At 60.4% G+C, this 24,026-nt stretch carries 27 protein-coding genes and 1 other RNA gene; 12 read left to right on the top strand and 16 right to left on the bottom strand.

Annotated elements, in window-relative coordinates; all coding sequences use genetic code 11:
• Positions 1-104: 104 nt before the first annotated feature.
• On the bottom strand, positions 105-6,566 hold the full coding sequence (locus HYT87_14175; GenBank protein ID MBI2060910.1) for a carboxypeptidase regulatory-like domain-containing protein: 6,462 nt from the start codon (positions 6,564-6,566) through the stop codon (positions 105-107).
• A 339-nt stretch (positions 6,567-6,905) separates the two neighbouring features.
• On the opposite strand from HYT87_14175, the gene HYT87_14170 reads away from it, so the two are divergent.
• From HYT87_14170 to HYT87_14150, 5 genes are all read left to right on the top strand, one after another.
• Complete coding sequence (locus tag HYT87_14170; GenBank protein MBI2060909.1) at positions 6,906-8,282, top strand: sigma-54-dependent Fis family transcriptional regulator; 1,377 nt, start codon at positions 6,906-6,908, stop codon at positions 8,280-8,282.
• Between the two features lie 10 nt (positions 8,283-8,292).
• Positions 8,293-9,708: a hypothetical protein gene (locus HYT87_14165; protein MBI2060908.1), complete on the top strand. Its 1,416-nt coding sequence runs from the start codon at positions 8,293-8,295 to the stop codon at positions 9,706-9,708.
• Positions 9,708-10,085 (top strand): response regulator, encoded by a 378-nt coding sequence (locus tag HYT87_14160; protein ID MBI2060907.1) that lies wholly within the window; start codon positions 9,708-9,710, stop codon positions 10,083-10,085. The genes HYT87_14165 and HYT87_14160 overlap by 1 nt, the downstream gene beginning before the upstream one ends.
• On the top strand, positions 10,082-11,473 hold the full coding sequence (locus tag HYT87_14155) for a diguanylate cyclase (protein ID MBI2060906.1): 1,392 nt from the start codon (positions 10,082-10,084) through the stop codon (positions 11,471-11,473). Before HYT87_14160 ends, HYT87_14155 begins: the two co-directional genes overlap by 4 nt.
• 201 nt (positions 11,474-11,674) lie before the next feature.
• Complete coding sequence (locus HYT87_14150) at positions 11,675-11,911, top strand: hypothetical protein (protein ID MBI2060905.1); 237 nt, start codon at positions 11,675-11,677, stop codon at positions 11,909-11,911.
• Here HYT87_14150 and HYT87_14145 read toward each other — a convergent pair.
• Positions 11,904-12,182, bottom strand: coding sequence for a hypothetical protein (locus HYT87_14145; protein ID MBI2060904.1), 279 nt, complete (start codon positions 12,180-12,182; stop codon positions 11,904-11,906). The two genes, HYT87_14150 and HYT87_14145, sit on opposite strands and share 8 nt — an antisense overlap.
• A 47-nt stretch (positions 12,183-12,229) precedes the next feature.
• On the opposite strand from HYT87_14145, the gene HYT87_14140 reads away from it, so the two are divergent.
• The 3 genes from HYT87_14140 to HYT87_14130 are packed head-to-tail and all read left to right on the top strand — an operon-like array spanning position 12,230 to position 14,046.
• The gene (locus HYT87_14140) at positions 12,230-12,922 is read left to right on the top strand and encodes an adenine nucleotide alpha hydrolase (protein MBI2060903.1); all 693 of its coding nucleotides are present in this window, start codon (positions 12,230-12,232) and stop codon (positions 12,920-12,922) included.
• A 15-nt stretch (positions 12,923-12,937) separates the two neighbouring features.
• Positions 12,938-13,348, top strand: coding sequence for a VOC family protein (locus tag HYT87_14135; GenBank protein MBI2060902.1), 411 nt, complete (start codon positions 12,938-12,940; stop codon positions 13,346-13,348).
• 20 nt (positions 13,349-13,368) lie between these two features.
• Positions 13,369-14,046, top strand: coding sequence for a hypothetical protein (locus HYT87_14130; protein MBI2060901.1), 678 nt, complete (start codon positions 13,369-13,371; stop codon positions 14,044-14,046).
• 72 nt (positions 14,047-14,118) lie between these two features.
• Here the strand turns inward: HYT87_14130 and HYT87_14125 are convergent, their stop codons facing one another.
• The 8 genes from HYT87_14125 to HYT87_14090 all read right to left on the bottom strand — a co-directional run bounded on the left by HYT87_14125 (position 14,119) and on the right by HYT87_14090 (position 18,680).
• Complete coding sequence (locus tag HYT87_14125; protein MBI2060900.1) at positions 14,119-14,397, bottom strand: hypothetical protein; 279 nt, start codon at positions 14,395-14,397, stop codon at positions 14,119-14,121.
• Positions 14,394-14,780, bottom strand: coding sequence for a YraN family protein (locus HYT87_14120; protein MBI2060899.1), 387 nt, complete (start codon positions 14,778-14,780; stop codon positions 14,394-14,396). The genes HYT87_14125 and HYT87_14120 overlap by 4 nt, the downstream gene beginning before the upstream one ends.
• Positions 14,781-14,790: 10 nt before the next feature.
• On the bottom strand, positions 14,791-15,234 hold the full coding sequence (gene rplS / locus HYT87_14115; protein ID MBI2060898.1) for a 50S ribosomal protein L19: 444 nt from the start codon (positions 15,232-15,234) through the stop codon (positions 14,791-14,793).
• A gap of 12 nt (positions 15,235-15,246) precedes the next feature.
• A complete protein-coding gene (gene trmD / locus HYT87_14110; protein ID MBI2060897.1) occupies positions 15,247-15,996 on the bottom strand; it encodes a tRNA (guanosine(37)-N1)-methyltransferase TrmD in 750 nt (249 codons plus the stop codon).
• Between the two features lie 76 nt (positions 15,997-16,072).
• Positions 16,073-16,318, bottom strand: a complete 246-nt coding sequence (locus HYT87_14105) for a KH domain-containing protein (GenBank protein MBI2060896.1) — start codon at positions 16,316-16,318, stop codon at positions 16,073-16,075.
• A gap of 107 nt (positions 16,319-16,425) precedes the next feature.
• On the bottom strand, positions 16,426-16,686 hold the full coding sequence (rpsP, locus tag HYT87_14100) for a 30S ribosomal protein S16 (protein ID MBI2060895.1): 261 nt from the start codon (positions 16,684-16,686) through the stop codon (positions 16,426-16,428).
• Between the two features lie 7 nt (positions 16,687-16,693).
• Positions 16,694-18,061, bottom strand: coding sequence for a signal recognition particle protein (gene ffh / locus HYT87_14095; protein MBI2060894.1), 1,368 nt, complete (start codon positions 18,059-18,061; stop codon positions 16,694-16,696).
• A gap of 13 nt (positions 18,062-18,074) precedes the next feature.
• On the bottom strand, positions 18,075-18,680 hold the full coding sequence (locus tag HYT87_14090) for an NUDIX hydrolase (protein ID MBI2060893.1): 606 nt from the start codon (positions 18,678-18,680) through the stop codon (positions 18,075-18,077).
• Between the two features lie 163 nt (positions 18,681-18,843).
• Between HYT87_14090 and HYT87_14085 the strand changes: the two genes are divergently transcribed.
• Positions 18,844-19,902, top strand: coding sequence for a hypothetical protein (locus HYT87_14085; GenBank protein ID MBI2060892.1), 1,059 nt, complete (start codon positions 18,844-18,846; stop codon positions 19,900-19,902).
• Positions 19,903-19,935: 33 nt separating this feature from the next.
• Here the strand turns inward: HYT87_14085 and HYT87_14080 are convergent, their stop codons facing one another.
• The gene (locus HYT87_14080; GenBank protein ID MBI2060891.1) at positions 19,936-20,760 is read right to left on the bottom strand and encodes a hypothetical protein; all 825 of its coding nucleotides are present in this window, start codon (positions 20,758-20,760) and stop codon (positions 19,936-19,938) included.
• 228 nt (positions 20,761-20,988) lie between these two features.
• On the opposite strand from HYT87_14080, the gene HYT87_14075 reads away from it, so the two are divergent.
• Positions 20,989-21,327, top strand: a complete 339-nt coding sequence (locus HYT87_14075; protein MBI2060890.1) for a helix-turn-helix transcriptional regulator — start codon at positions 20,989-20,991, stop codon at positions 21,325-21,327.
• A gap of 41 nt (positions 21,328-21,368) precedes the next feature.
• Here HYT87_14075 and HYT87_14070 read toward each other — a convergent pair whose 3' ends face one another.
• The 5 genes from HYT87_14070 to HYT87_14050 form a co-directional block, all read right to left on the bottom strand.
• Positions 21,369-21,698, bottom strand: a complete 330-nt coding sequence (locus HYT87_14070; protein MBI2060889.1) for a DUF86 domain-containing protein — start codon at positions 21,696-21,698, stop codon at positions 21,369-21,371.
• The gene (locus tag HYT87_14065; GenBank protein ID MBI2060888.1) at positions 21,695-21,985 is read right to left on the bottom strand and encodes a nucleotidyltransferase domain-containing protein; all 291 of its coding nucleotides are present in this window, start codon (positions 21,983-21,985) and stop codon (positions 21,695-21,697) included. Before HYT87_14065 ends, HYT87_14070 begins: the two co-directional genes overlap by 4 nt.
• A 154-nt stretch (positions 21,986-22,139) precedes the next feature.
• The gene (locus HYT87_14060; protein MBI2060887.1) at positions 22,140-22,400 is read right to left on the bottom strand and encodes a hypothetical protein; all 261 of its coding nucleotides are present in this window, start codon (positions 22,398-22,400) and stop codon (positions 22,140-22,142) included.
• Positions 22,397-22,624, bottom strand: a complete 228-nt coding sequence (locus tag HYT87_14055; protein MBI2060886.1) for a hypothetical protein — start codon at positions 22,622-22,624, stop codon at positions 22,397-22,399. The genes HYT87_14060 and HYT87_14055 overlap by 4 nt, the downstream gene beginning before the upstream one ends.
• A 77-nt stretch (positions 22,625-22,701) precedes the next feature.
• Entirely contained in the window at positions 22,702-23,514 is an 813-nt protein-coding gene (locus HYT87_14050) for a carbon-nitrogen hydrolase family protein (protein ID MBI2060885.1), read from the bottom strand.
• Positions 23,515-23,611: 97 nt separating this feature from the next.
• Between HYT87_14050 and HYT87_14045 the strand changes: the two genes are divergently transcribed.
• Both HYT87_14045 and ffs read left to right on the top strand, forming a co-directional pair.
• Complete coding sequence (locus HYT87_14045; GenBank protein MBI2060884.1) at positions 23,612-23,818, top strand: hypothetical protein; 207 nt, start codon at positions 23,612-23,614, stop codon at positions 23,816-23,818.
• A gap of 110 nt (positions 23,819-23,928) precedes the next feature.
• Positions 23,929-24,025: signal recognition particle sRNA small type (gene ffs, locus HYT87_14040), an RNA gene on the top strand.
• Position 24,026 lies beyond the last annotated feature (1 nt).

Here is a 24,026-nt window from a genome sequence, read left to right as displayed (position 1 = left end):
GATGAGGAGGGAATGTTTGGCGAGTGCCAGCCAGGAAGGTGCGGCACTTGTCCGATCAGGCCGAGCCACGAAGGTGAGGCGCACCAGGATAAGTGCGTGGACGGTTACGGAAGATTCAGCACCTGGACGGGGGTGAGGCGATTGGTTGTGGTCCCATCGCCTAGCTGTCCACTGCCATTGTTCCCCCAGCATCTGGCTACTCCTTCCGCCACGAGTCCACAGGCGTGGGAGTAGCCGGCAGTTACGGAAGTCGCACCCGTGAGCCCCAAGACGGGCACAGGTACGCCCCGGTTGGAAGTGGATCCATCTCCTACCTGCCCGTAGAAATTGTCTCCCCAACAATTCACCGTACCGTCCGATACGAGTGCGCAGGTGTGGTAAGAGCCGCAGGATATTCCCTTCACTTCAGCGCCTTGGAAGACTTGCAGTGGTGTGGAAAGATTGATGAACGATCCATTCCCAAGCTGACCTTCCCAGTTAAGCCCCCAACACTTCATGGCTCCCTCTGCCTCGAGCGCACATGTGTGATAGAAGCCCGTGGCTATGGCCACGACGTTTGTCAGAGAGGAGACATGTACAGGGGTCTTGCTTCCCGTCGTGGTTCCGTCTCCGAGTTGTCCGTACCAATTTGCCCCCCAGCACCATACCGTTCCTTCGAGTAGAAGTGCGCAGGTGTGGGAATTTCCCGCCGAGAGCGCTACGACGCCGTGCAGGCCAGAGACTTTGATGGGCACTAGGTTCTTTTCCCCCGATCCAGTCGCCCCCCAGCAACTGGCCGTTCCATCTGCAGCAAGTGCGCAAGTGTGGGAAGGTCCGCTCGATATCGCGACAGCATCCGTAATCGAGCTAACAACCTGGGGTGTTAGTCTGTTCTTAGTTGTCCCATCACCGAGTTGCCCAAAGAAGTTGTCGCCCCAACATCGAACCGACCCATCCCAGGAGGCTTCGCAGGTGTGATTCAATCCGGTAGAAATTGCCGCAGCGCCAAGGGAAAAGGGAACGGTGATGGGGATGGGTCTACTAGTTGTTGTCCCATCTCCAAGCGCTCCGTAGCCATTGGATCCCCAACACTTGATTTCTCCGTTAACGGCCAATCCGCATGTGTGGGCGCCCCCCGCCGCAATGGCCGTAATCTTTGGCTGGCTGCGCAGGGCGGAAGCTTCTGCCGAATAGGGGGAGATTCCCTTGGCAGAGTAAGCGGCGACGCGGTACCAGTAGTCGGTGCCCTCGGTCAGGCCGGAATCGGTGTAGGGGGTGGTGTTGGCGGCAGTTGAAGCCAATTGAGTGTATGAGTCGGTGGAGCCGATCTTTCGCTCGATGATGAAGCCGGTTTCGTTGGTGGAGTTGTCGGTCCAGTTGAGGCGGATGGAGCTGGAAGATATGGCCGTCGCGGTGAGGTTGGAAGGGGCGGCGGGAATGCAGACGTTGTCCTCGTCCGTCTGGCCGTCGCAATCGTTGTCGAGGCCATCACAGAGTTCAGGTAACGGTGCGCCCGCGAACACGGAGCAGGTCGAACCTGAACCGTCCGCGAGGCAGATGAACGCGCCCGTTGTCTTGCATTCGCCAGCGCCGGCGGAGCAGGATTGGCCCAGATTTGTGAACGTCTCGTCCGTGGAAGCGTCGCAGTCATTGTCGAGGCCGTCGCAGGACTCGGCGGAGGGCGATAGGCGTTGGGCGCAGGTGAGAGCGCCGTTGGAGCAGGCGAAGGTCCCTGCGGAGCAGACGCCGGATTGTCCGGTGCTGCAACTTCCGCCGCCCGTCTCCTCATCAATCGCGGTGTCACAATCGTTGTCCTGGCCGTCGCATAGTTCGGCACCCGGAGTTTTCTGGCCGGAGCACATTCCCCAATTGCCACTCGAGCACGTCTGGGTGCCCGAAGTGCAAAGTCCCACGCCTTCGGTATTCGCCGGACCCATGTAGCAGGGTTGCGTGGCGCCGTCGAGACAGTTGCACCCTTCATCCGTGAGGCCATCGCAGTCGTTGTCGAAGGCGTCGCAGGATTCAGGGGTCGGAGGCCAGGGGTCAGCCGAACAGATCAGGACCGAGCCATCGGAGCTACATTGGAAGGTTCCCGTGGCCTGGCACATCCCAACTCCCTCCGAGCACGCATGACCCTTGCTGAAGAAGTCTTCGTCGGTGCTGCCATCGCAATCGTTGTCCAGTGAGTCACAGAGTTCAGGTGCCGGGGGGCGGGGGGCAGCGGAACAGACCGTGCCCGAACCGTCGATGGTACAGACCACAGATCCCGACGCCTGACACTGGCCGATGCCCACCATGCAAATCTGGCCCTTGGTAGAGAACGTTTCGTCCACCGACCCGTCGCAATCGTTATCGAGGCCTTCGCAGATTTCGGCGGAGGGCGATAGGCGTTGGGCGCAGATGAGAGCGCCATTCACGCAATTGAGAGTCCCTTCGGCACACAGGCCGGGCTTGCCTGTGGAGCAGGCGGCCCCGCCTGTGTTCTCATCCACTTGGCCGTTGCAGTTGTTGTCGAGACCATCGCACACTTCCATCGCCGGAGTCGTTTCCCCTGCGCAGATGCCCCATTGACCGCCGGGGCATGATTGGGATCCCATCGAGCAAAGGCCAGTGCCCGCTGTTCCGGCCAGACCTGAGTAGCAGGGGCGGGAAGTCCCGTCCACGCAAGAACAGCCGTTGTCGATCACGCCGTCGCAATCGTTGTCCACCGTGTCGCAAAGTTCGGGACTGGGGGACAGCGGGACCGCGGAACAAAGCGTGCCTGTGCCATCCGCGGAGCAAGAAATCACCCCCGCCGCCTGACATGCGCCGGTTCCAGCGAGGCAATTTTGTCCCCTATTCAAGAAATCCTCGTCCGCGAGGCCGTCGCAGTCATTGTCGAAGCCATCGCACAGTTCAGGGGTCGGGGATCGGGGGTCGGCCAGACAGGTGACGGACGTTCCATCCGTGCTGCAACCTACGACGCCCTCCACTTCACAGGCGCCGGTGCCCGTGGAGCAAGATTCCCCTTTAGTGGGGAAGTTCTCATCGGCAAGGCCGTCGCAATCGTTGTCGAGGCCGTCGCACCTCTCGGCGGAGGGCAGCGCGAGGGGAGCGCAGACGAGGGAACCCGAGGCGCATTTCATGGCGCCTTGGGCGCACACGCCCGGCTGTCCCGTTGAGCATGAGCCGCCGCCCGTCTGTTCGTCCGCCTGTCCATTGCAATCGTTGTCCACCCCGTCGCAAATCTCCGGGGCGGGGAGCTTCTGGCCTGCGCAAACACCCCATATGCCGCTTGCACAGGTCTGAGTCCCCGCCCTGCACACTCCCACGCTGTTCGATCCGGCCGGCCCGGTGTAGCAAGGCTGGCTTTTTCCGTCGATACACTCGCAATTCTCATCCACCGTCCCGTCGCAATCGTTGTCGAGGCCGTCGCAAGATTCGGCGGTGGGCGCGAGGCGCGGGATGCAGGCCATGACGCCGTTCTTGCAAGCCATATCTCCCGTGGAGCAGAGCCCCGGCTTGTTTGCGTTGCAGGCTTGTCCGCCGAGGTTTTCGTCGATCAAACCGTCGCAGTCATTGTCCAGGCCGTCGCAGGATTCGGCGGTGGGCGATAGGCGTTGGGCGCAGGCGAGTGTGCCTTTGGCGCAGACAAGTGAACCGGAGGAGCACGTGCCGGCCATCGTTGTGTTGCAGGAACCGCCGCCGGTGTTCTCGTCGATTTGACCGTCGCAGTTATTGTCCAGCCCATCGCAGATTTCGACGGCGCCGGGTGTCACGACGCTGAGATCATCCCGGCAATCGCCTCTCTTCGCGGTCTGAGTCCAGCCGGGACCCACCGGGCAGCCCTTCAAGAAAGTGCCGTCCGTGTACCCGTCGCCGTCCTGGTCCTTCCAGAAGACCATTGTGGCGGGAACGTCATCGACCTTCCCGTTGCAGTCGTTGTCGGTCTGATCGCAGATCTCCGGAGCGCCGGGGTGGACACTGGAGTTCCGGTCGTCGCAGTCGATCTTCTCGATGAAGCCGTCGCCGTCTTGATCCTGTCCGACGGGGATCTCCACGCTTGCGATGGCTGTTGCGCCGCGATCGTCCTTGGCGATGACGCTGACGGTGTATACGCCGGGTTCCGCGGGGGCTTTCCAGGTGATTTGGCGGGTGGGACCAGCCTGAGGTGGGCGTTCACTCCCACCCTGACCCTCCCCCGTCGAGGGGGAGGGGGAAGCTGTGTGAAGCGGGTTCCCTATCGTCCCTTCCCCCCTTGAGGGGGAAGGTGGGGATGGGGGGTGCTGGCCGGAAATCTTGGAGTTTGGGGCTTGGACCTCACCGCCGGTGGAGGACCAGACGAAGCCCATCTCTGCGTCTTCGGGATCGGTCGCTCGGAGCGTGATTTCGGTTTCTTCGGATGGGTCCACGCGCTTGTCCCTCGCCTTGATCGAATCGATGGCCGGTGGCTGGTTGATGCGAATGGTTGCGTCATGCGAAGTGCAATTCTTCTTTGCGTTCGCGCTGCACAGGCCGGGACCGCTGGTTTCGACTTCGACGGTTTCCTCAGATTCGGATGCGGCGCCGCCGATCCCGGAGAAGGCTCTGAATCGAATGCTCTGCTTCGCGCGGGCTTGGGCCTGGATGCAATAATGACCGGTTTTATCGGTGGTGACCATTTGGTTGCCGATCTGAACAACCGCGCTGTCGAGGGGCTTGCCTGCTTGGTCCTTGACCGTGCCGGAGATGCAGGCATCTCCGAGTTCCACGACGATATCCGCATGGACGCACCGTTCGTCCCCTCCGCCGCAATAGCCGCCTCCCACGATTTGGTAGGGGGCTTTTTTCGTGTGGAGGCGGCCGCGGCCACGATCATACAGACGAAGGTTGAGTTCCTGCGCGCCGGTGAGCGACTCCAGGCAGTAGTTCCCGCCTCGGTCGCTTTGGACGAAACTTCCGCCCAAGGCGAGATTGGCATTTTGGACCACGTTCCCCGTTTCGTCCACGACTTTCCCTCGCAGACATCCTGTTTCCGTGTTCATGGGAATGTCTCCAAGATCGATCGGGGGGAGCTGTTCGCACTTGCCCGGCTCGGGGGTCACTCCGGGAATGTTCGCCCCGCGCGTAGTCTGGCCGAACTTTGCGCCCTTGGGGTGGGTGAAAGAAATCGTGAGGTTCTCGGTTGGCTCACTTCTGAGTTCGAAATGACCGTCGCCCGCCGCCTCAAAAACCCTCCCATTCACACTAACCAGGGCGTGGCCCACCATCTCCCCCCCCTTGTTGACAATTCGGCCTACTACTCGGCGTAGAGAGCGGAGCACCACCACGTCCCCGAGGTCCGTGCATGCGAGTGGTGATTGGCCGCATGTGGCCTCCGTACCCGATACGGAGAGCTGTTTCTGCCAAAGGACTTCATCGAGATCGAATCTTCCCTTGTAGATCCCGCCCCGACCGACTTGGAGATCGACTGTGCTACCCTTCAGGATGTCCAAGCAAAATAATCCTTCCTGTCCCAGCCCATCTTCTCGCTTGTAGACGAACTTGGTCGCACCGCGACAACTTGCCCCCTGGAAACTCACTCCGTTGGCACAGACGCTCACATTGGTAACGGGCAGATTGCATGGGTCGATTACCCTTCCGCGCAAACAATGCCGTGTGGAAATGGGCTGGTCCAAATTCCACCACGTAAAATGTTTCGCCATGAACTCTGCCTGTAGACCGGTATCGGCTCCCAGGACGGTCCCGACGGTCTGCTCACCCTTCTCATCGATTTCCGGGACCCATGTGCCAGCGTCGGGATCGATGTACCACATGGGGACCGTATCGCCGATCTTGAACGGCGCGTTGGTGGCGGGATTCAGCGTGCCAGGCGTGATTTTCATTCTTACCTTGGCGGGTGAGTTCAGCTCATGAATCTCGTTTCCGGCGGAATCACGGAGGGTAATGTCCGCATAGGCGACCGAGGCGAGCTGAACAATCTCCTCTGGTCCGGGCCCCGAACGGCGAACAGCCTGCTTTCGCACGTTTTCACCCCCACCCTGACCCTCCCCCGTCGAGGGGGAGGGGGAAGGGGTGCGGGACAGAATCGCCATGAATCCGCCGGGCATGGGCACATCGGCGCCGCCTGAAGAAGGTGAGGAGACTTCCACTCGAATCGGACCGGTCGTTCCCAGTGCTCGGGCCGGGTCGGGAATCTCGATGGAGACTGAGTTGTCGGGAAGGTCGATCTTGAGTTCCGGGGTGTCGGCCTTGATTTCGTAGTCCTTCACAAAGTGGATCGCGGGAAGCGTGAGAGACAAGCTCGTGCTCTGCTCGACAAGATCGACAATCGTGCTTTGAGTGGCGAATCCTTCAGCCGTGGAAGACACCGCCACGGTTTCGAGTTGATCCCAGTCGAAGGAGAAAACTCCATTGCCGTCCGCCATCGTCTCGCGCGAAAGGCTGGAATCACCAAACCGCATGACCTTCACCTTTGCGCCGGGAACCGGTTCGCCGGATTCGGAAACGACTCGGCCGAGAATCCTTGCGGATGCAGGCGATATTTCGCCGGTGATGGTGGCATCAGCGGGAGATTCGGAGGCCTTCCCTTCATTTGGAGAAGATGTCGTCCGCGGGGTTCGGAGCAAGCGACCGCCCTTTCGGGTGCACGAACTCAGATTCAACAGCAGGATGGCGGCGAGAATGGCGCTAATGAAAGTTGCGCGAGTCAGAGAGTCCAAAGTCACTTCGGGAAGCATTGAAAATTGCAAACGCAAGGAGATTGCCAAGATGTGATCTGAATCACTGAGTGAATAACAAAGAAGTTATGAAGGGTTATGCAGCGTGTCAATGGCAAAGATCGTTTCCTCGTTGGCGCTCCCCACAATCTTCAGAAGTTTGTTGAATTTTCCAACAAGGACTGTAGGATTGGGTCAGGAGGAATAGGCGCAGGGGAGTGCGAACAGGGCCCCGGCGCTTCAATCGTGATGGCTCGACGACCGCAGGTGTTGGTAGTGGACGATGATCCCGCGGTCACCGACTACCTCGCCCATAAGCTGAAAGATGAATACGAGGTGTCAACGGCATCGAGCGCGGCCGGCGCGCTGGAACTCCTCGTGCAGAAATCCATCGATCTCGTGCTCCTCGATCTTTGCCTTGGGGATCAGAGCAACGCGGGCCTCGGACTTCTCCCCAAAATCAAGGACATCGATTCGACGATCGAGGTCATCGTGATCACCGCGGGGTACGAGCCGGAGAACGCCTTCGACGCGGGCAAGCGCGGCGCGTTCGATTACGTGCAGAAACCCATCGATGACGAGCAACTCACACGGCTCCGACTGACCGGACGGAAAGCCTTGGAGAAGCGGCGAATGAATCGCGAATCGATGGCGTATCGCAAAGCGGCGGAGGAGCAACACCCGCACCAGATCCTGTTCGAATCTTCCGCGATGCAGTCGGTGATGCGCGCCGTGAAAGAAGTGGCCCCGACCGATACGGCCGTTCTCATTACAGGCGAAACAGGCGTGGGAAAGGAACTTGTCGCCCGAGCCGTGCATCGACTCAGTCGGCGGGCGGAACGTCCATTCGTGGCCGTTCATCTCGCCGCTGTGCCGGACAACCTCCTTGAAAGCGACCTCTTCGGCCACGAGAAAGGCGCCTTTACAGGAGCGATGAATCGCCGGCTTGGAAAATTCGAGCTGGCGGACAACGGGACACTGTTCTTCGACGAGATCGGCACCATGTCGCCGCAGGTGCAGGTCCGTCTCCTCCGGGTTCTGCAAGAGCGGGAGATCGAACGGATCGGCGGCGAGAGGATGATTCCGGTGGACGTTCGCGTCATTTCCGCCACGAACATGGATCTCCAGAAGGCGATGGATGGCGGGCAATTTCGAACAGATCTCTACTATCGGCTCCACACCGTGCCCATCCACGTACCGCCTCTCCGCGAGAGGCAGGAGGATATTCCCGTGCTGGCGAAAGCCTTTCTGGCGCGTTTCGCCTCCCGATACGGCAAGAAGTTTTCGTCGCTCAGTCCGGAAGCCGCGAGAAGTCTCTCGGCTTACTCCTGGCCGGGGAACGTGCGCGAGTTGGAACACGTTGTCGAACGGATCGTGTCCATGCACGAGGGTGAGACCGTGGAGGAGCGACATCTCCCGCTTGAACTGGGACTTCACGCCGGCGGAACCGGCTCGTCGAATGCCAGATTGAAGAGCACTCTGGAGAATGCGGAACGACAAATCATTGTCGAGGCCCTCTCGGCAAATGCGCACAATCAGTCGCGAACGGCGGAAACGCTGGGAATCGATCGCACCACGCTGATCTATAAGATGAAGAAGCTCGGAATCCGCTCGTCCGTGCAGTGAGGAAAGGCGGATGACCCGACTGGCGGCCGTGGTGGTTCTCGCCGCCATGTTGTGCCTGGCGCTCACGGGTGTGGCGTGGCTATCTCTGGTCCGAGACCGCGATCCTGCCGAGGCGACGGCCGAAGCTCTGATTGCGGCCGCCGTGGAATTGGCGGAGTTTGCGTCCATTCGTGAGGTCGACTCCGAGCCGGCCAGGCAGGCATTGGAACGGCTTCGGTCCCTTGGAACATCGGGGCTGCTCTCGAAGGCACTCCGCGCACAGTGGGCGGAGGGTATCGAGGCGCTCCGGTCTCCAGCGGCTTCGGGCGATCCAGCGCTTCATGCCGATGCAGTGCGCCGGCTCCGGCGGCTGATCGATTCAGAGCAGGGCGCGATCCGATGGTCGGAGCAGGAATCCCGGAGGCGATTCCGGCTCCAGCTAGCCGGTGCCGGCGTGTTGGCGCTGATCCTGTGCGCTTGGGGTTTGTTCGAAATCAACGCCGGTGTCCGAATCCCGCTTCGGAGGCTGACCGGCTTCGCGGCTGGAATCTCGCATGGCGCCGTGCCTTCCCACGTACCGCGCATGAGCCGGGGGGGGTGGAAGGCCGCCGCGCAGTCCCTTGCCTCGATGGCCACGGAGGTCGAGGGCCAACGCCGCAAGTTTGAAGCGCAGGCCAAGGTTCGCGAGGTACAGGCCGAACAGATGGTGGCAGACCTGCGGCGGGCCAACCGTCTAAAATCAGAGTTTCTGGCCAACATGTCCCACGAGATCCGCACCCCGCTCAACTCCATCGTGGGCTACACCGCGCTCCTCCGCGACGAAGTGTACGGCTCCGTGTCCGACAAGCAGAAGGAGGCCTTGCAGAAAATCACTCACAGCAGCCAGAACCTTCTCAGGCTCATCAGTGACGTTTTGGATCTCTCTCGCGTAGAGGCGGGAAAAATGCCGGTTAAGATTGAAACCGTCCCCCTGAAGGATCTCTACGCGAGCGCCCTCACCACCTTCATGCCGCTGGCCGAGGCCAAGAGTTTGTCCCTCAAGACCGACGAAGTCCCGGGCGATTTGCACGTCCGGTCCGATCGGGGGAAACTCCAGCAGGTGCTCTACAATCTCCTCTCCAACGCGATCAAATTCACGGCCCAGGGAGAGGTTCGAATCACCACCCGGCTCTTCACCCCGGACGGACTCCGGGAGGAGTGGGTTCAAATCCATGTGTCGGACACGGGGATCGGCATCCGGGAGGATGACCAACATCTCGTTTTCGAGGAGTTCCGACAGGTCGACTCGACGGCGACGCGCGCGTACGGGGGAACGGGTCTCGGCCTCGCCATCAGCCGGAAGCTGATGGGACTTGTCGGGGGCCAGCTCACCGTGCACAGCCGGGTGGGAACGGGGTCCACATTTTCCATGGCGTTTCCAAGGGAATTCGGAGGGGTTTCCGCATGATGGCCAAGGTGCTCGTGGTGGAAGACAATCCCGACACGCGCGACATCTGGACGACCTTGCTCGAGGCGAGTGGATTCGAAGTTGTGGTGGCGGAGGACGGCGCGCGAGGAGTCGAGACGGCGCTCGCCCATCGCCCGGACGTAATCCTGATGGATTATTCCCTCCCGGTCATCGACGGATGGGAGGCCGCCCGCCGAATTCACCTGAATCCCGAAATGCGATCGACCCCGGTCATCGGGATCACCGCGCACGCCTACGTGGCGGATCGCGAGAAAGCCCTGCGCGCCGGCTGCGCCGATTTCCTGACCAAGCCCTGTGAACCGAAAGAAGTACTGGCCGCCGTGCGGCGCGCGCTGAACGCAAAGGCGGCGGCATGAGCGCCAAGATCCTGGTGGTGGATGACAACGCTACCAACCTTGACGTGCTTGGGGAGGTGCTGAGATCGAAAGGATACACCGTCGACTCGGCCTCCGACGGCGCCGAGGCGATGGCCAAGTTTAAGAAGGACCCGCCGCACATGGTTCTACTTGACCTCCGGATGCCGGGCCTCACCGGATTCGACGTTCTCTCCCGGATGCGGGTGGACCCGGCTCACGGCGATATCCCGATTCTCATCCTCTCCGGCAGCGAGGATCTGCCGACCAAAGTGCAGGGGTTGGACGCCGGCGCAGATGATTTCCTCACCAAGCCCGTTGAGCCGAAAGAGCTCATCGCCCGGGTCCGGGCCCACCTTCGGGCAAGGGATCTGACCGAACAACTGAAGGCCAACCTCGAACGGGCCCGGCAATTTGCGGAATTCAGCCGGCATGTGACGGTCCTCGACCGTTCCAAGCTATCCGAAACGCTCAAGGCCGATCTCCCGGCGCTCCTCGGAGTGAATCTCTTCTCGCTCTATGTCTTGACCACGCAAGGCGAGATTCTTGAACACTGGGCGGACAACCACCCGTCGCCTCCGCTCGATCAGTATGTGGACGTTGAACGGCCGGGGATGATGTCACAGGCCGTCAAATCCGGCCTCCCGGTCATCGTGTCGGACTACTCGAAACTCGATTTCCCCACCGGCTCCGAAGAGGTGAAGTACACCCAATCATTCGCCGCTTCCTACCCGCTGCTCCTGGAACAAGGGTCCGCCATCGGGGTGCTGAATCTCAATGACCTCCAGGACGGATCTTTCGATCCCATGGACCAACTAAACGTCTCGCGGATGAGCGACCAGCTCGCGCTCGTCGTCAACAACATCCTCATGCACGAGCGCGCCCAGGAATTATCCCGTAGGGACTCACTCACCGGACTCCTGAACCACGCGACGTTTCAGCTTGAGATGGACGCCTTGTTCAACACCGCCGCGCGATACAATCGCGATCTTTCGGTAGTCATGGTGGATCTGGATCATTTCAAGCTCATCAACGACAAGTACGGCCACCTCTTTGGCGACAAAGTGCTGGTCTCGGTCGGTTGGAACATCCGACAGCTTTGCCGTCAGGCGGACATCTCCGGCCGTTACGGGGGAGAGGAATTCATCCTTGTCCTCCCGGAAACCGATCTCGAAGGCGCGGTGAAAATGGCGGAACGGCTCCGCGAAGGGATCAAGGGGACTCGATTCCTACGGGAAGGGCTCCCGGTGGAAGTGCGCGCGAGCGCCGGGGTCAGTTCCATCGCCTCGGGCCGGCCGCGGGACAAGGCCGAACTGATTCAGCAGGCGGATCAGGCGCTGTATCTGGCCAAACGGAACGGCCGCGACCGAGTCGAGACCTTCGCCGCCTGACCTTCCTTGCGAAAAGTCGCGTGTTGGGGCTAGGATTGCGCCGCAAAGACCCTTTGGTGATTGGAACTTGGTAGCCGCGGCCTTTAGGCCGCGTTCTTTGTCGCAGGCTGAAGCCTGCGGCTACCCTGCAATATCGTTGGAAGCCCCAAGCAGGCTTCAAGTGTGGGAGACACAAAGGCGCGGAAGGCGCAGGAGGTTTTCATGGCATACGAACCTGAAAAAGATAAGGCGATCAACGAAGAAATGATCGATGTGGACGGCGCGCGGATCCGGGCGGGCGTCTACAGCTACAACGGTGGCGAGAAAAAGATCGGATTCACGCGGATCGTTCGGAAGAAGGACGGAATGGAATCGTTTGCCGCGCTCGGCCGGCTGAAGAAGGGCGAGGCCGAACGCGTTCGCGAGGCTCTCGACCGGCTGATTCCGCTTCTCAGCTAGAAGGCGGCTTCGCGGGGTTCCGGACTCGAAGCCAGAACACCAGGCCAGCCACCACCGAGAAAAGGACGATGTTGAGCCAACCGAAAACCCGGAAGGCCGCATCCGGTGAGGAAATCGCTCTCGGCGTCATGAGGACGATGCACGCCCACACGCCCCCGGCCCACGTCAGGCTGATGTCCTGCGAGCTTTTGCGCCGGACCAGGTGCCAGATGAGCGGTAGATTGAAGAACGGCAAAATGACGCTGGCCCAATACCCGATTTCGTTCGCCATGGATCGGACCCTTGTACACGCTGCGAGCTGAATCGTCAAAACCGTCGATGGCAAGAAAGATTCTTCTCTCCTGGAGCAGCGGAAAAGACAGCGCGTGGACCCTCCACGTTTTGCGGCAGTCGGGTGAATTCCAAATCGCCGGCCTGCTGACGACGGTCAACGAGGCGTTCGACCGAGTCGCGATGCACGCGGTTCGTCGCGAGCTTTTGGAAGCGCAGGCCGCCTCCGCGGGCCTACCCCTCTGGCCCGTTCCGCTCCCCTGGCCGTGCCCCAACGAGGAATACGAAAGCAGGATGAGAACGGCATGCGAAAGGGCCGTGCGCGAGGGAATCGAGGGCGTGGCCTTCGGGGACCTCTTCCTGGAGGACGTGCGCCGCTATCGCGAGGAGCAACTGGCCGGGACCGGGCTTCAGCCGGTTTTCCCACTCTGGCAGATTCCCACCGATCGGCTCGCGCGGGACATGATTTCCGGCGGGCTTCGCGCGCGGCTGACGTGCATTGATCCGAAAGTCCTTTCGGCCGCCTTCGCCGGGCGCGAATTCGACTCCGCGCTCCTTTCAGATTTCCCCGCCGGCGTCGATCCCTGCGGCGAGAAAGGGGAATTCCACTCCTTCGCCTACGCCGGCCCAATGTTCAGGGAGCCGGTTTCCATTCGATCCGGTGAAGTGGTCGAACGCGATGGCTTCGTCTTTGCCGACCTCCTTCCCGGCGCCGCCGAGTTGCCTCGTTCGCCTTCCTGAATGGGGGCTCATGAGATGAAAGTCGATCACATTGCATTTGCCGTCGAGGACATCGAGAAGGCCGTCGAGTTCTTCACGAAGTACCTGGAGGCCAAAGTGGGCACGAGCCGCACGCCGGGGTACGACGGGCGGTTCAACTTCGCCAATCTGAAGATCGGTGATTTCAAAATTGAGCTTCTCGAGGACGGGGGGCACGAAAGCTTCGTGAAGAAATACATCGAGAAAAGGGGCACGGGATTTCATCACATCACGCTGTACGTGGACGACCTCGATGCGGTTGTGTCGCGATTGGAAAAGGACGGCATCCGGGTGGTGGACCGGTGGGAGATGGGCGGCTGGAAGACCGCCTTCATTCACCCCAAATCCGCGTTCGGCATCCTGGTGCAATTCTGGCAGAAACCCGCCAAGGGAGCGGAGGAAGAATAGCTGTGCTACACTTGAGGCCCATGGGATGGGTGGGCTTCATTCTGCTTCTGTTCCTGGCCATGCCTGCGGCGGGCCGGGCCTTCACGCTCGAACCTGTGGACCATGCCACAATCGACACTCTACTCCGAAAAGGCCCGCTCCTTAGTCTTGAGCAGGACGAATTCGGGAATATCACCTGGACCCTGGCCGGCACGATCATCCACGCGCCTCCCGAAGCGATCTGGGAGGTGCTCAACAATCTGGACGACTACGAAAAGTTCGCCCCCCACACCGAAGAAGTCCGGGTGCTCAAGAAAGACGGCAACAAGTCCATCGTCAACTTCCGGATGAAGATCAAGTTTTCAGTTCTCTCCGTTGGTGTCGATACCACCGATGAAGTTATCCTGGATCGGGACAAATGGAGCCTCGACTGGACGTATCTTCGTGGAGATTTCGCCGGATCGCGGGGCGGTTGGAATCTTGTGCCGCTTTCGGACTCGGTGTCGGGCGCCGGGACGCAGAAGCACACCGCCGCCTTCTATCGCTTCCATGCAGACCTGCGCACGCTGGGATTTGGCGTGAGGCTTTTGCTGAGGACTCACCCCGAAGTGGAGATGGGCGTGCTTACCGCCATGGCCGTGCGTTTCGTTCAGGCCCTGAAAGATCGAGTCGAACACCCGGAACGATACGTGCCGGAGGGGGCGCAGGCGTTTCAGTAGGAAATGCTCAGTGGTCAGTTATCAATGTTCAGTGCTTGAACAACCCATTGATAATTGAGCATTGACAACTTACTACGATTTCTTCCGAAGAAAATACCACGCCGCCAGCGCACCCGCGGCGAAGGAAATCAGGATGACCGTTGAGAAGCTGACGCGGACGATGTCCCAGTCGATGATCTGAAGGTTCTTCTTCACATCGAAATTGCTCAGAATGAAGATCGCGGCGAGGCCGATCCCGACGGCGGCCAGGGCCTCCTTCGGATTCTCCATCGCCTTGTTCAGGAGCTTGGGGGCCTCCTTCTTGAAGGAGGTGAGGAGGGTGAAAAGATTTCCTTTTTTCTCTTCGGTCATGGGGTCTCGAAGGCCCCCGCGATGTGTTGGATCATCGGGCGGTCATTCTGCCAATCGATGGCCACCACGTCAAACCTGAAATCGAATCCATCCCATTTTCCGGACGCGAGGTAGGCTTGCGCCGCCTTGATGATTTGCCCCTGTTTCCGGGGCGTCACGGCCGCGGCCGCCGGCCCGAACCGGGCGGATCGGCGCGATTTCACTTCTACGAAGGAAATCGTTTTGTCGTGGAGGGCGACGATGTCGATCTCACCGAGGGCGCATCGGTAGTTTCGAACCAGGATGCGATAGCCATTCTGCTTGAGGAATCGGACGGCCAGGGTCTCGCCTTCGTCGCCGACATCCTTCTTTGATAGGACCCGGAGGCGGCGGAAGAACGCCAAGGAGTAGGAGCTAGGCTTTTCCTTCGGAGGAGGGAACCGCGGCCTCGGCGGCGGCGACTTCGGCCTGGATCTCCTCGGTGGTCACGGGCGGCTTTTCGGCCACGGCCATCTGGAGAACGGATTCCTTCAGCCGCGCCTTCCGCCCCTTGAGTTTGCGGAGGTAGTAGAGGCGCGAGCGGCGAACCTTCGCGCGGCTGACGAGATCGATTTTCTCGATGAGGGGAGAGTGAAAGGGGAAAGTCCGTTCGACGCCTACGCCGAAGGAGACTTTGCGAACGGTGAAGGTCTGCCCCATTCCAGAGCCGCGCTTGCGCGTGACGACGCCCTGGAACTGCTGAATCCTTTCCTTGTCACCTTCGCGGATTCGAAAATGAATGCTGACGGCATCGCCCACACGGAAGGCCGTTCCGCGGACCTTCAAATGGGCCTGTTCCGCGAGTTGGATAGCTTTCATGGTCGGTCACCGTCATCCTTTCTTCCGAGGGAGTACTTCATACCCTTGTTCTCGCAAGAATGCAACATCCTCATCGGTCAGATGGGCGTGGGGCAGAAGATCGGGCCGGGTTCGGGCGGTGGCGATCAGGCTTTGCTGACGGCGCCAGGCCTCGATTTTCTTGTGATCGCCGTCCAGGAGAACGTCCGGTACGCTGTGGCCTCCGAACTCGCGTGGCCGGGTGTATTGGGGATGTTCCAGGAGCCCCTCCGTGAAGGAATCGTGCAAGGGTCCGTCGGCCGCACCCAGGACGCCGGGCAATAGTCGCGCAACGCTTTCGAGCACCACGAGAGCCGCCAATTCGCCGCCGCTCAGTACGTAGTCTCCGATGGAAATCTCCTCATCGACCAGTGAGGTGGAAACTCTTTCGTCCACTCCCTCATACCGGCCGCACAGGAGGATGAGGTGCGAATTTGAGGCGAGCCTCCGGGCGATCTCCTGGGTGAAAAGGCATCCGCGCGGGCTCAGCAGGATGGTCCGTCCGGCTCCCGTGTTCCGGCGCACGGCTTCCAGCGCATCTGCGATCGGTTCGGGTTTCAGCACCATTCCCGCCCCGCCGCCGAAGGGGGAATCGTCTGTTGTGTGGTGCTTGTCGGTCGAATAGTCGCGAATGTTCCAAATGCCGATCTCGATCTTTCCCCCATCCTGCGCGCGCTTCAGGATGCTCTCCCGGAGATAGGACTCGAACATGCCGGGGAAGAGGGTGAGGATGTCGAAACGCATGGGAGAGGAGCCAACCCTCACCCGACCTCCGGTCACTCTCTCCCCGCAAGGGAGAGGGACGGGGTGAGGGGCCGGGCTATTCCAAGATTTGCAGGATGGACCTTTTGTTGACCCGGCTCGACGCCGCTCCCAGGATCGTCCGCATCGCGTGAGCGGTCCGGCCTTCCTTCCCGATGACCTTCCCAAGGTCTTCCTTGGCCACCCGAAGTTCGATGACGGACGTTTGCTCTCCTTCGATCTCCTTGATTTCGACTTTATCAGGATAATCCACGATGAGTTTCGTCATCGCTTCAACCAGGCTCTTCAATGGGGATTCCGCCATATCCACCTCCATCTCGATCCGAATGGTCCGCCCCGCCGCTCGGCCGCTCCGTGCTCTTGCCCTCTTGCGGCACTTCCTCCCTCCTGGAGGTCCCCGGAGGTCCGAGTTTACGCTGCGGTTGCGGCTTGCTGTTTCTTCAGCTGAGTATAGAGCTTCTTGAGCAGGACGGACGGCACGGCGCCCTTCTGAATCCACTTCTCGTACGCGTCCATCCTCAGAAGGAGTCCCCCCTTCTTGTCTTTGGGGTTGAACGTGCCGAGGTTTTCCAGGTAGCGGCCGTCTCGCTTCGAGCGGGTGGGCGTCGCCACGATCCGATACTTCGGGATTCCTCTGCGGCCGATGCGTCTCATCCGAATTGCAACTGACATCACATCCTCACATTCTCATGCCCATCCGGCTTCCGAGCGCTTTCATCATATCGTCCTGCTCGAAGGCCGCGGGCCCGCGTTTCGACATGTCGAGAAACATCTTCTTGAACATGCCGTACTGATTCAATACCCGATTGACGTCCTCCACCTTCGTCCCGCTTCCCTTGGCGATGCGGCGTCTGCGCCGTCCGTCCAAGAGAACAGGCTGGGCGCGCTCCTTTCGGGTCATGGAGTCTATCACGGCCAGTGTCCGCTTGAGGTCCTTCTCGGCCTTGGACATGTCGGCTCCTCCTCGGAGCATCTTGCCGACTCCAGGGATGAGTTTTAGCACACTTTCGAGCGGCCCGAAAGACGTGACCTGCTGGATCTGCTCCCGGAAATCGTCCAGCGTAAATCGGCCGGAAGCCATCATGTCCTTGAATCGCGCCTCCTTCTCGGCGCTCACGCGCTCCTGAACTTTTTCGAACAGCGTCTGGAGGTCGCCGTAGCCGAGGATGCGCGAAGCCATCCGTTCCGGGTGGAACTCTTCGAGGGCGTCGAGTTCCTCGCCCACGCCGGTCCACACGATGGGCTTTCCGGTCACCGAGGAGATGGAAAGGGCCGCGCCTGCGCGCGCGTCACCGTCCAGCTTGGTGAGGATGACACCCGTGATGCCGATGGATTCGTGGAAGGTGCGGGCCTGCACGGCCGCGTCCTGTCCGACGGCGCCGTCCGCTACGAAAAGAATTTCCGCGGGCTGGGCGATCTCCCGGATCCGTTTCAGTTCATCCATCAGCTCCTGGTCCACGTGCAGGCGGCCCGCGGTGTCCAGAATGACGGGGGTGAGTGCTTGTTCGCGGGCAAGCGCGAGGGCATCGCGCACGGCGTCTTCTAGGTGTCGATGCTTCTCGGCCGGACGGAAGACGGGGACGCCCAAACGTCGTCCGAGGACCTCCAACTGCTCGATGGCGGCGGGCCGTTTCCAGTCCAGCGCCACGAGGATCGGCTTGCAGCCCTGCCGCTGTGAGAGCCGGGCGAGCTTGGCCGCGGTGGTGGTCTTGCCGGTGCCTTGGAGTCCGACCAGCATGACGACCTTCGGTTCCTCCGGTAAGAAAGAGATTTTTCGAGCCTGCCCTCCGAGAAGATCGACCAGATGCCGGCCGACGAGGGAAAGGAGTTGTTCCGTGGCCGTGACGCCGGCGATTTTCGCCTGATCGAGGGCCGACTTGCCCAGGTCCTCGACGACCTTCTTGACCACGTCGAGATGGACGTCGCCCGCGAGGAGGACGCCGCGCAGTTCATCGAGGAATTGCCGGACTTCCTTTTCGGAGAGGGTTTTCCGGTCCGCGAATTTTCGGAAGAGTCGGTCGAACCGGTCGGTCAGCGCTTCAAACATGATTGAGATTCCTCTAGCACTTCATGTTGCGCTCACCCTTCGACAGGCTCAGGGTGAGCGGTTTCTCCTGCTCGTGCTGAGCGCCGTCGAAGCAGGAGCGGGAAGGATGACGGAGATAATCCCTCAGCGAATCCCGCGTGCTCGGGAAGGCGAGGTCCGGCCATGGGATCTTGTCTGGCGAGAAGATCCCCACTTCCAATGTTTCGTCGCCTGCCGCGGGAATTCCCTTCAGGATTTTGGCGGCGTAAACGACGACGATCACGATGCTCTCTGGATAGGAATACACGTTTACAAGATCGGTGACCTCGATCGTGACGCCCGCTTCCTCCTGGGTCTCCCGAACGCAGGTTTGCGCCGGGGACTCCCCGCGCTCGACGAAGCCGCCGGGGCAGACCCACTTGCCCAAGGAAGGCTCGATCCCGCGTCGCGCCATGACAATGCCGCCGTTCGATTGAAAAACCGCCACGGAGGCGATCTTGGGATCGACGAAATACGTGTAGTCGCATCGCGTGCAAACGAGACGGGCCGGGTCGCCGTCCTTGAGGATCTTTCGCTCGAAGGGAGATCCGCACATCAGGCAGAATTTGTACCTGCTCGAATCGTCGAATCGCTTGGACATCGGCGATAGTCTACACCGGGGTACACACCCAATTCCATTGGCCCTATCCCGTCATTCCCGCGGATGCGGGAATCCAGAATCTGGGTCCCCGTTTTCACGGGGACGACGCTGCAGGCTCTCCATGGTTTGTCTCTTTCCGTGTTAGCCTCTACGATGTCCCCCCATGCGCTATCGTGTGGCCGTCATCGGAGCGAGCTTTGCCGGCGTCGCCGCGATCCGGCAACTCAAAGAACAAGTGCTGGTCCTCGATCGCGCCCAGCCGGGGGCCTTCCAGTCGTCGGCCTGTGGTCTGCCTCAGTCATGGGTGGATTACGTCGGACTTGGCTCCTCCATTCTATTCGCATGTCCTCGTTTCCGATGTGTGATGAACGGCTATGAGGTGCCGATCGACATCGAGGAGCCGTTTTGCACGATCAACTACAAGACATTCTGTGAGGAAGGCACGCGGCGGCCTCATGTAGATTTCGTGCAGACGAAAGTCACCCGCATCGACGGCAACACCATCCGAACGGAGCAGGGATCATTCGAGGCCGATGTGATTCTCAATGCCTCCGGTTGGAATGCGGTGGGTCGCGATTCCCCGCCGGCGCTCAAGGGAGTGGGAATTGAAACGGAGATTCCGGACCGTACGCCGGATTTTCAGTTCCACTTTGACGATGCCTTCATCCGGAACGGCTACGGATATGCGTGGGCTTTCCCGTGCGGCGAGACCACGCGATTCGGTGTGATCAAGTACTACGGCGAGCACAATCTCAAGGAGATTCTCGGCGCATGGCTGGAGAAGAAGGGATTGAAGATGGGCAAGTTGCACGGCGGGGCCGTGCCGGCAGTGCCCGCGAGTCCCGTGGTTCAGGGGGCCGTTTTCTACATGGGCGACTCGGCGGGGCACTGTTTCCCGCTGACGGGCGAGGGGATTCGACCCTCCATGTACTTCGCCACGTTTCTCGGCTGGATGATCCAGGAGTGGATCGAGGGCCGGCGTTCACTCGACGAGGTGAAGCGAGACTACGTGGGGCTGGTCGAGGCCCAGACGCGCCGGCTACGCCAGGTTCTTTGGATTCAGCAGGTGGTGAACGTTTTTCCCAAGGGTATGGAAATTCTTCTGCGCCGGGGTACGCGCGGGAAGTTCTTCAAATACGCCGCCGGCAAGTACCTCCACTGCTACCGCCCGCCGTTTGATCCGGCGGCTGACCTCCGCGCCGCCATCCTGCCACTGGCCTGACGGCTCAGATCGGATCCACGGGACGCCCGTGGCCTATTTGGATCCGGTCAGGCAGCCGAGTTGCGTCGGTGAGGTGTAGTTCGAATTCTTGGCCGAAAAGTCCGCGCACACTTTCGCAAAGCCGCCGCTGCTAGGGAGGAGATAGACCTTCAAGCTGGATATCTTCATGACCTGCTGCCCGCCCTGGGTCTTGACGTCCTCGCCGATCTCCTCATCGGCCGAGTCAATCAGAGTGGTGTAATCGTCGGAGTAATATCGGACTGTGGCCTGGGTTGCAGAGCCGTGGTCCGAGTCGCGAACGACCGTCCCCGTGACGACGGCGTAGTTGAGGGAATCCTTGGTCAAGGCGAGATTGCTCACTGTGTACTTGGGATTGAAACATCCCACCTTGGTCGGGGTGGCGTAGTTGGAATTCTCCGAAGAGAAATCCACACAAACCTTGAAGAACCCGCCGGTGGCTGGAAACACGTAGACCTTCAAGCTTGAAACCTTGATCCTTTCTCGGCCCCCCTTTGCCGTGATGCCCGCCCCAAGCGTCTGTTTGACCGAATCGATGACCGTCACATAATCATCCGAATAGTAGTTGACGGTCGCTTTTGTGCCCGTTCCCGCCTCTGAATCACGAGTCACCGCGCCCGATACATTGACGTAGTGAAGTGTGGGGTCCTCTTCCCATTTCAGATCGGTAACGGTGTATTTCGGCGATGAGGCCGCGCTGGAAGTCGACGTTGTCGTCGAGGACGAAGTTGAAGTGCTGCTTGATGATGTGTCGCCGGCTTTCCCCGTCTCTTCATCCTCTGCCGAACAGCCCGCGACCACGAACAACACGGCCCAACAAACGGAGCGAACGGTTTTCATGGGTGTCCTCCTTCGTGACTTTGGCGCGAATGGGCGAGGCCGTTGTCCCGCCGGCCGATCGATCGTGTCCATCGCGTTACGCGGCTCGAATACAACTACAGGTTGCATTTGTCAAGCATAATAACGCAACCATTAAGTGGTGGTGCGGATGAACCGCCGGGGTAGGCTTACACCGATATGGCCGTGCGGGAACACAACTTGCGGTTGCGAAAGCACCTTGGTGAGAGAATGCGGAACAGGCGGCGGGCGCTGGGATTGTCACAGGAGGCTGTGGCGGAGAGGCTTGGGATCAGCTATCAGCAGGTGCAGAAGTATGAGAAGGGAGTCAGTAGTTTTTCCGTCGAGCGACTGACTCAATTGGCGACGATCATGGACGTGGGGCCGGGTTACTTTCTGGGGGCAGGTGTTTCAGCGGACTTGCAACCGGCAGCAAGAAAGGTACGCGGGCGGGCTGAAACCTTGCTGACGGAAGCCGAATGGCGGTGGATCAGGCTCTTTCGCCGAGTTCGGCGGCCGTCTCAAAGGGCCGCCTTCATGGCACTTCTGAAGGCGCTTGCCCGGCCTTGATCGGGGGCTACATTCGCGCGGATTCCGGGGCGGTGAGGGTTCTATTCTTTCAAGATCGCTTCGAGCAAGAGCATGAGTTCCGGCAAGTCGCGCTCGACAACGGCCCACACGCGATCCACGTCCACCCCGAAGTAGTCATGGACCAGGATGTTCCGCATTCCGATGATTTTCGACCAGGGTATTTCGGGATGTTCATCTCTGAACTTCGGGGAGAACGCCCGGCAGGCCTCGCCGATGATCTGTAGGTGGTGTACGACCCAGTTCTGAATCAGCTCGTCGCCTTCGAAGGATGCCCGACCTTTGTCGGCGTACTTCTGTATCCGTTCAATGGCCTCTCGAATATCACGAAGGCGCTCATGCTCATCTCTCATAGGGGCCTGGCATCGCGAAGCACGCGTGTGCGTATGCGTTCCCGCAGGCCTTTCTCGGTGACGACATCCACTTCGTGATCCAGCAGCTCCCGCAGGTCCATCAGAAGGCCTCCCAGGTCGAGGAGACTCCTGCCCGGTTCAAGATCCACCAGGAAATCGAAGTCACTTGCCTCATCGGCGTCCCCCCGCGCAACGGAGCCGAAGACCCGTACGTTGTGCGCGCCGTGCCGGGCGGCAATGCCGAGGATTTCCCGGCGATTTCTTTGCAGAAGTTCATGAAGATCCATCGGAAACAGGATACCCGATGCCTCCGTTGGATTCAAAAGACGCCGGAGATCGGTGACGGATGAGTGGTTCAGGAGACCAATCGGCTATTGCGGGACCGGGAGCTTGCGGCGGGGACGGCCCGATGGAGGCGGTGCTCCAAGTATCGAGCGATGTTCAGAATCGACGCAGGTACTCCTCGTGGCTCCCGATCCAGAACCACGTGATTGTTTCTTTGTCGAAGACGCCCAAGGCGCGGAATCCGAGGGTGATTCGAACGGACCACACCCGCTCGACCGGATGGACGCACTTGAAGTGAAGCGATGGGTGGAAGGGGTTATCGCGCCAGAGGCGGTATGCCTTGCGCGCGGCTTTCCTGGTGTTATCGGAGAGAGTGGAATACGAATCCCAGAAGCTGGGGAGAGTCTGGGATGTCACAATTTGTCATATTCCATGGGACGCGATTTCCCAGCGGCAATTTCCTCATGTGCCCGCCGAGCGGCGGCGGCAAGCCCGTCCGATCTCTCCACGAATGCTTCGTCCCATCGACCTTCGTCGCGGGCCTCTTCGATGATCCCAGCGAGCGACTGAACCACGCGATCCTGTATCTCCTCCGGCAGGGACTCCAGCATTTTCAGGGCCGTCTGGGCAGCGTTGGTCATACCTGCTGCATGATACCAAGCATGGCTTGTTTTTCCAACGAGCCGGAACGGACCCGTCCCTTCTCTCTCATCCCCGCTCAAATCAACCGGATGTTGCGGAGGGCGGGGAGCTCGCGGCGGAGGGTGGCGAGGTAGGCGAGGTCGAGTTTCACGGGGAAGACGCCGGACTTCTTGCCGGCATCGAAAAGGACTCGACCCCAGGGATCGATGACGCAGGCGTGGCCGAAGGCGATCCAGCCATCCGGTTTGGCACCGATCTGCGCCGGGGCGACCACGAAAGCCTGATTCTCGATCGCGCGCGCTTGCAGGAGTGGAAACCAATGATCCTTCCCTGTGAAGACGTTGAAATTCGCCGGAACGCACAGAATTTCGGAGCCTTTCAGAGTGAGTTTGCGGTAGAGTTCCGGGAAACGCAGGTCGTAGCAAATGGAGAGGCCGATTCCCACTCCCCCGATCCGGGCGGTAACCATGGCCTTGCCCGGTTTTACCGAGTCGGACTCGGTGACACTCGGCCCGGTCCGGAAATGGCTTTCGAACAGATGGATCTTTCGGTAGATCGCGGCTATGCCGCCCCTTGAGTTGATCAGGACGGAAGTGTTGTAGACCCGCTTCTCGCCCCGGATTTTCTCTCGAAAACTGCCGATGAGAACATGGACCCTTGCGCGAGCGGCCGCCCGTTGCAGCGACCGAAGTTCGGTGCCTTGGAGATTCAGACCGACCGACTTGTCCTTGCCGAGGTAGAGGCAGTGCTCGGGGAAGGCGACGATCTGCGCACCTCGCCGCCGGCCTTCAAGGATGAAGCTCTCGCATTGGCGCACATTTCCGACCATGTCGTCTTGCGCGTCCATCTGGACCAATCCGACGGTCAAGGATTCTCGGGGTTTACCCATCGATGTCGCAGTCTAGCGTCATGGAGCGACTTTCTGCAAACCATGACCCCGTGTCTTGACGTTTGCCATCAGCGGATTCGGGGAATAGAATGCGGGCATGATTTGGGCGGGCTTTACCATCCTGTCCGCGGCCTTTTCCATTGGCGTGCTTCTACTTCAAATCCGGGGAACCATTGACGAGCGCGGGGCGTCCCTCGCTATGATCGGTGTGGTGGCCACTCTGACGATCGGTTTCCTGGGAGTGGTAGACCGGAAGCTGGACAAGATCCTGAAGCTTCTTTCGGACTCCGCGGGCAAGAAGTAGTCATCTGATTGGACCAAGGTTCCGGGCGCGTCGCCGCGTCGATGGACGGCCATCGTGGGCCGCCCTCCCGCGCGGTGCCATACCGTCCGTGGCATGGTACAATCGCGTCGGGGCCGGGCCTGCGACGGACCATCGTGTGAACCCCGCCAGATCCGGAAGGAAGCAACGGTAAGCAAGGATATCCGGCTGCGGAAATCCCGGCCCCTCC

The organism is Nitrospirota bacterium (assembly GCA_016180645.1).
Lineage (GTDB): Bacteria > JACPQY01 > JACPQY01 > JACPQY01 > JACPQY01 > JACPAV01.
The sequence above is the reverse complement of the archived record's forward strand: the minus strand, read 5'-3'. Positions and strand labels throughout refer to the sequence as shown.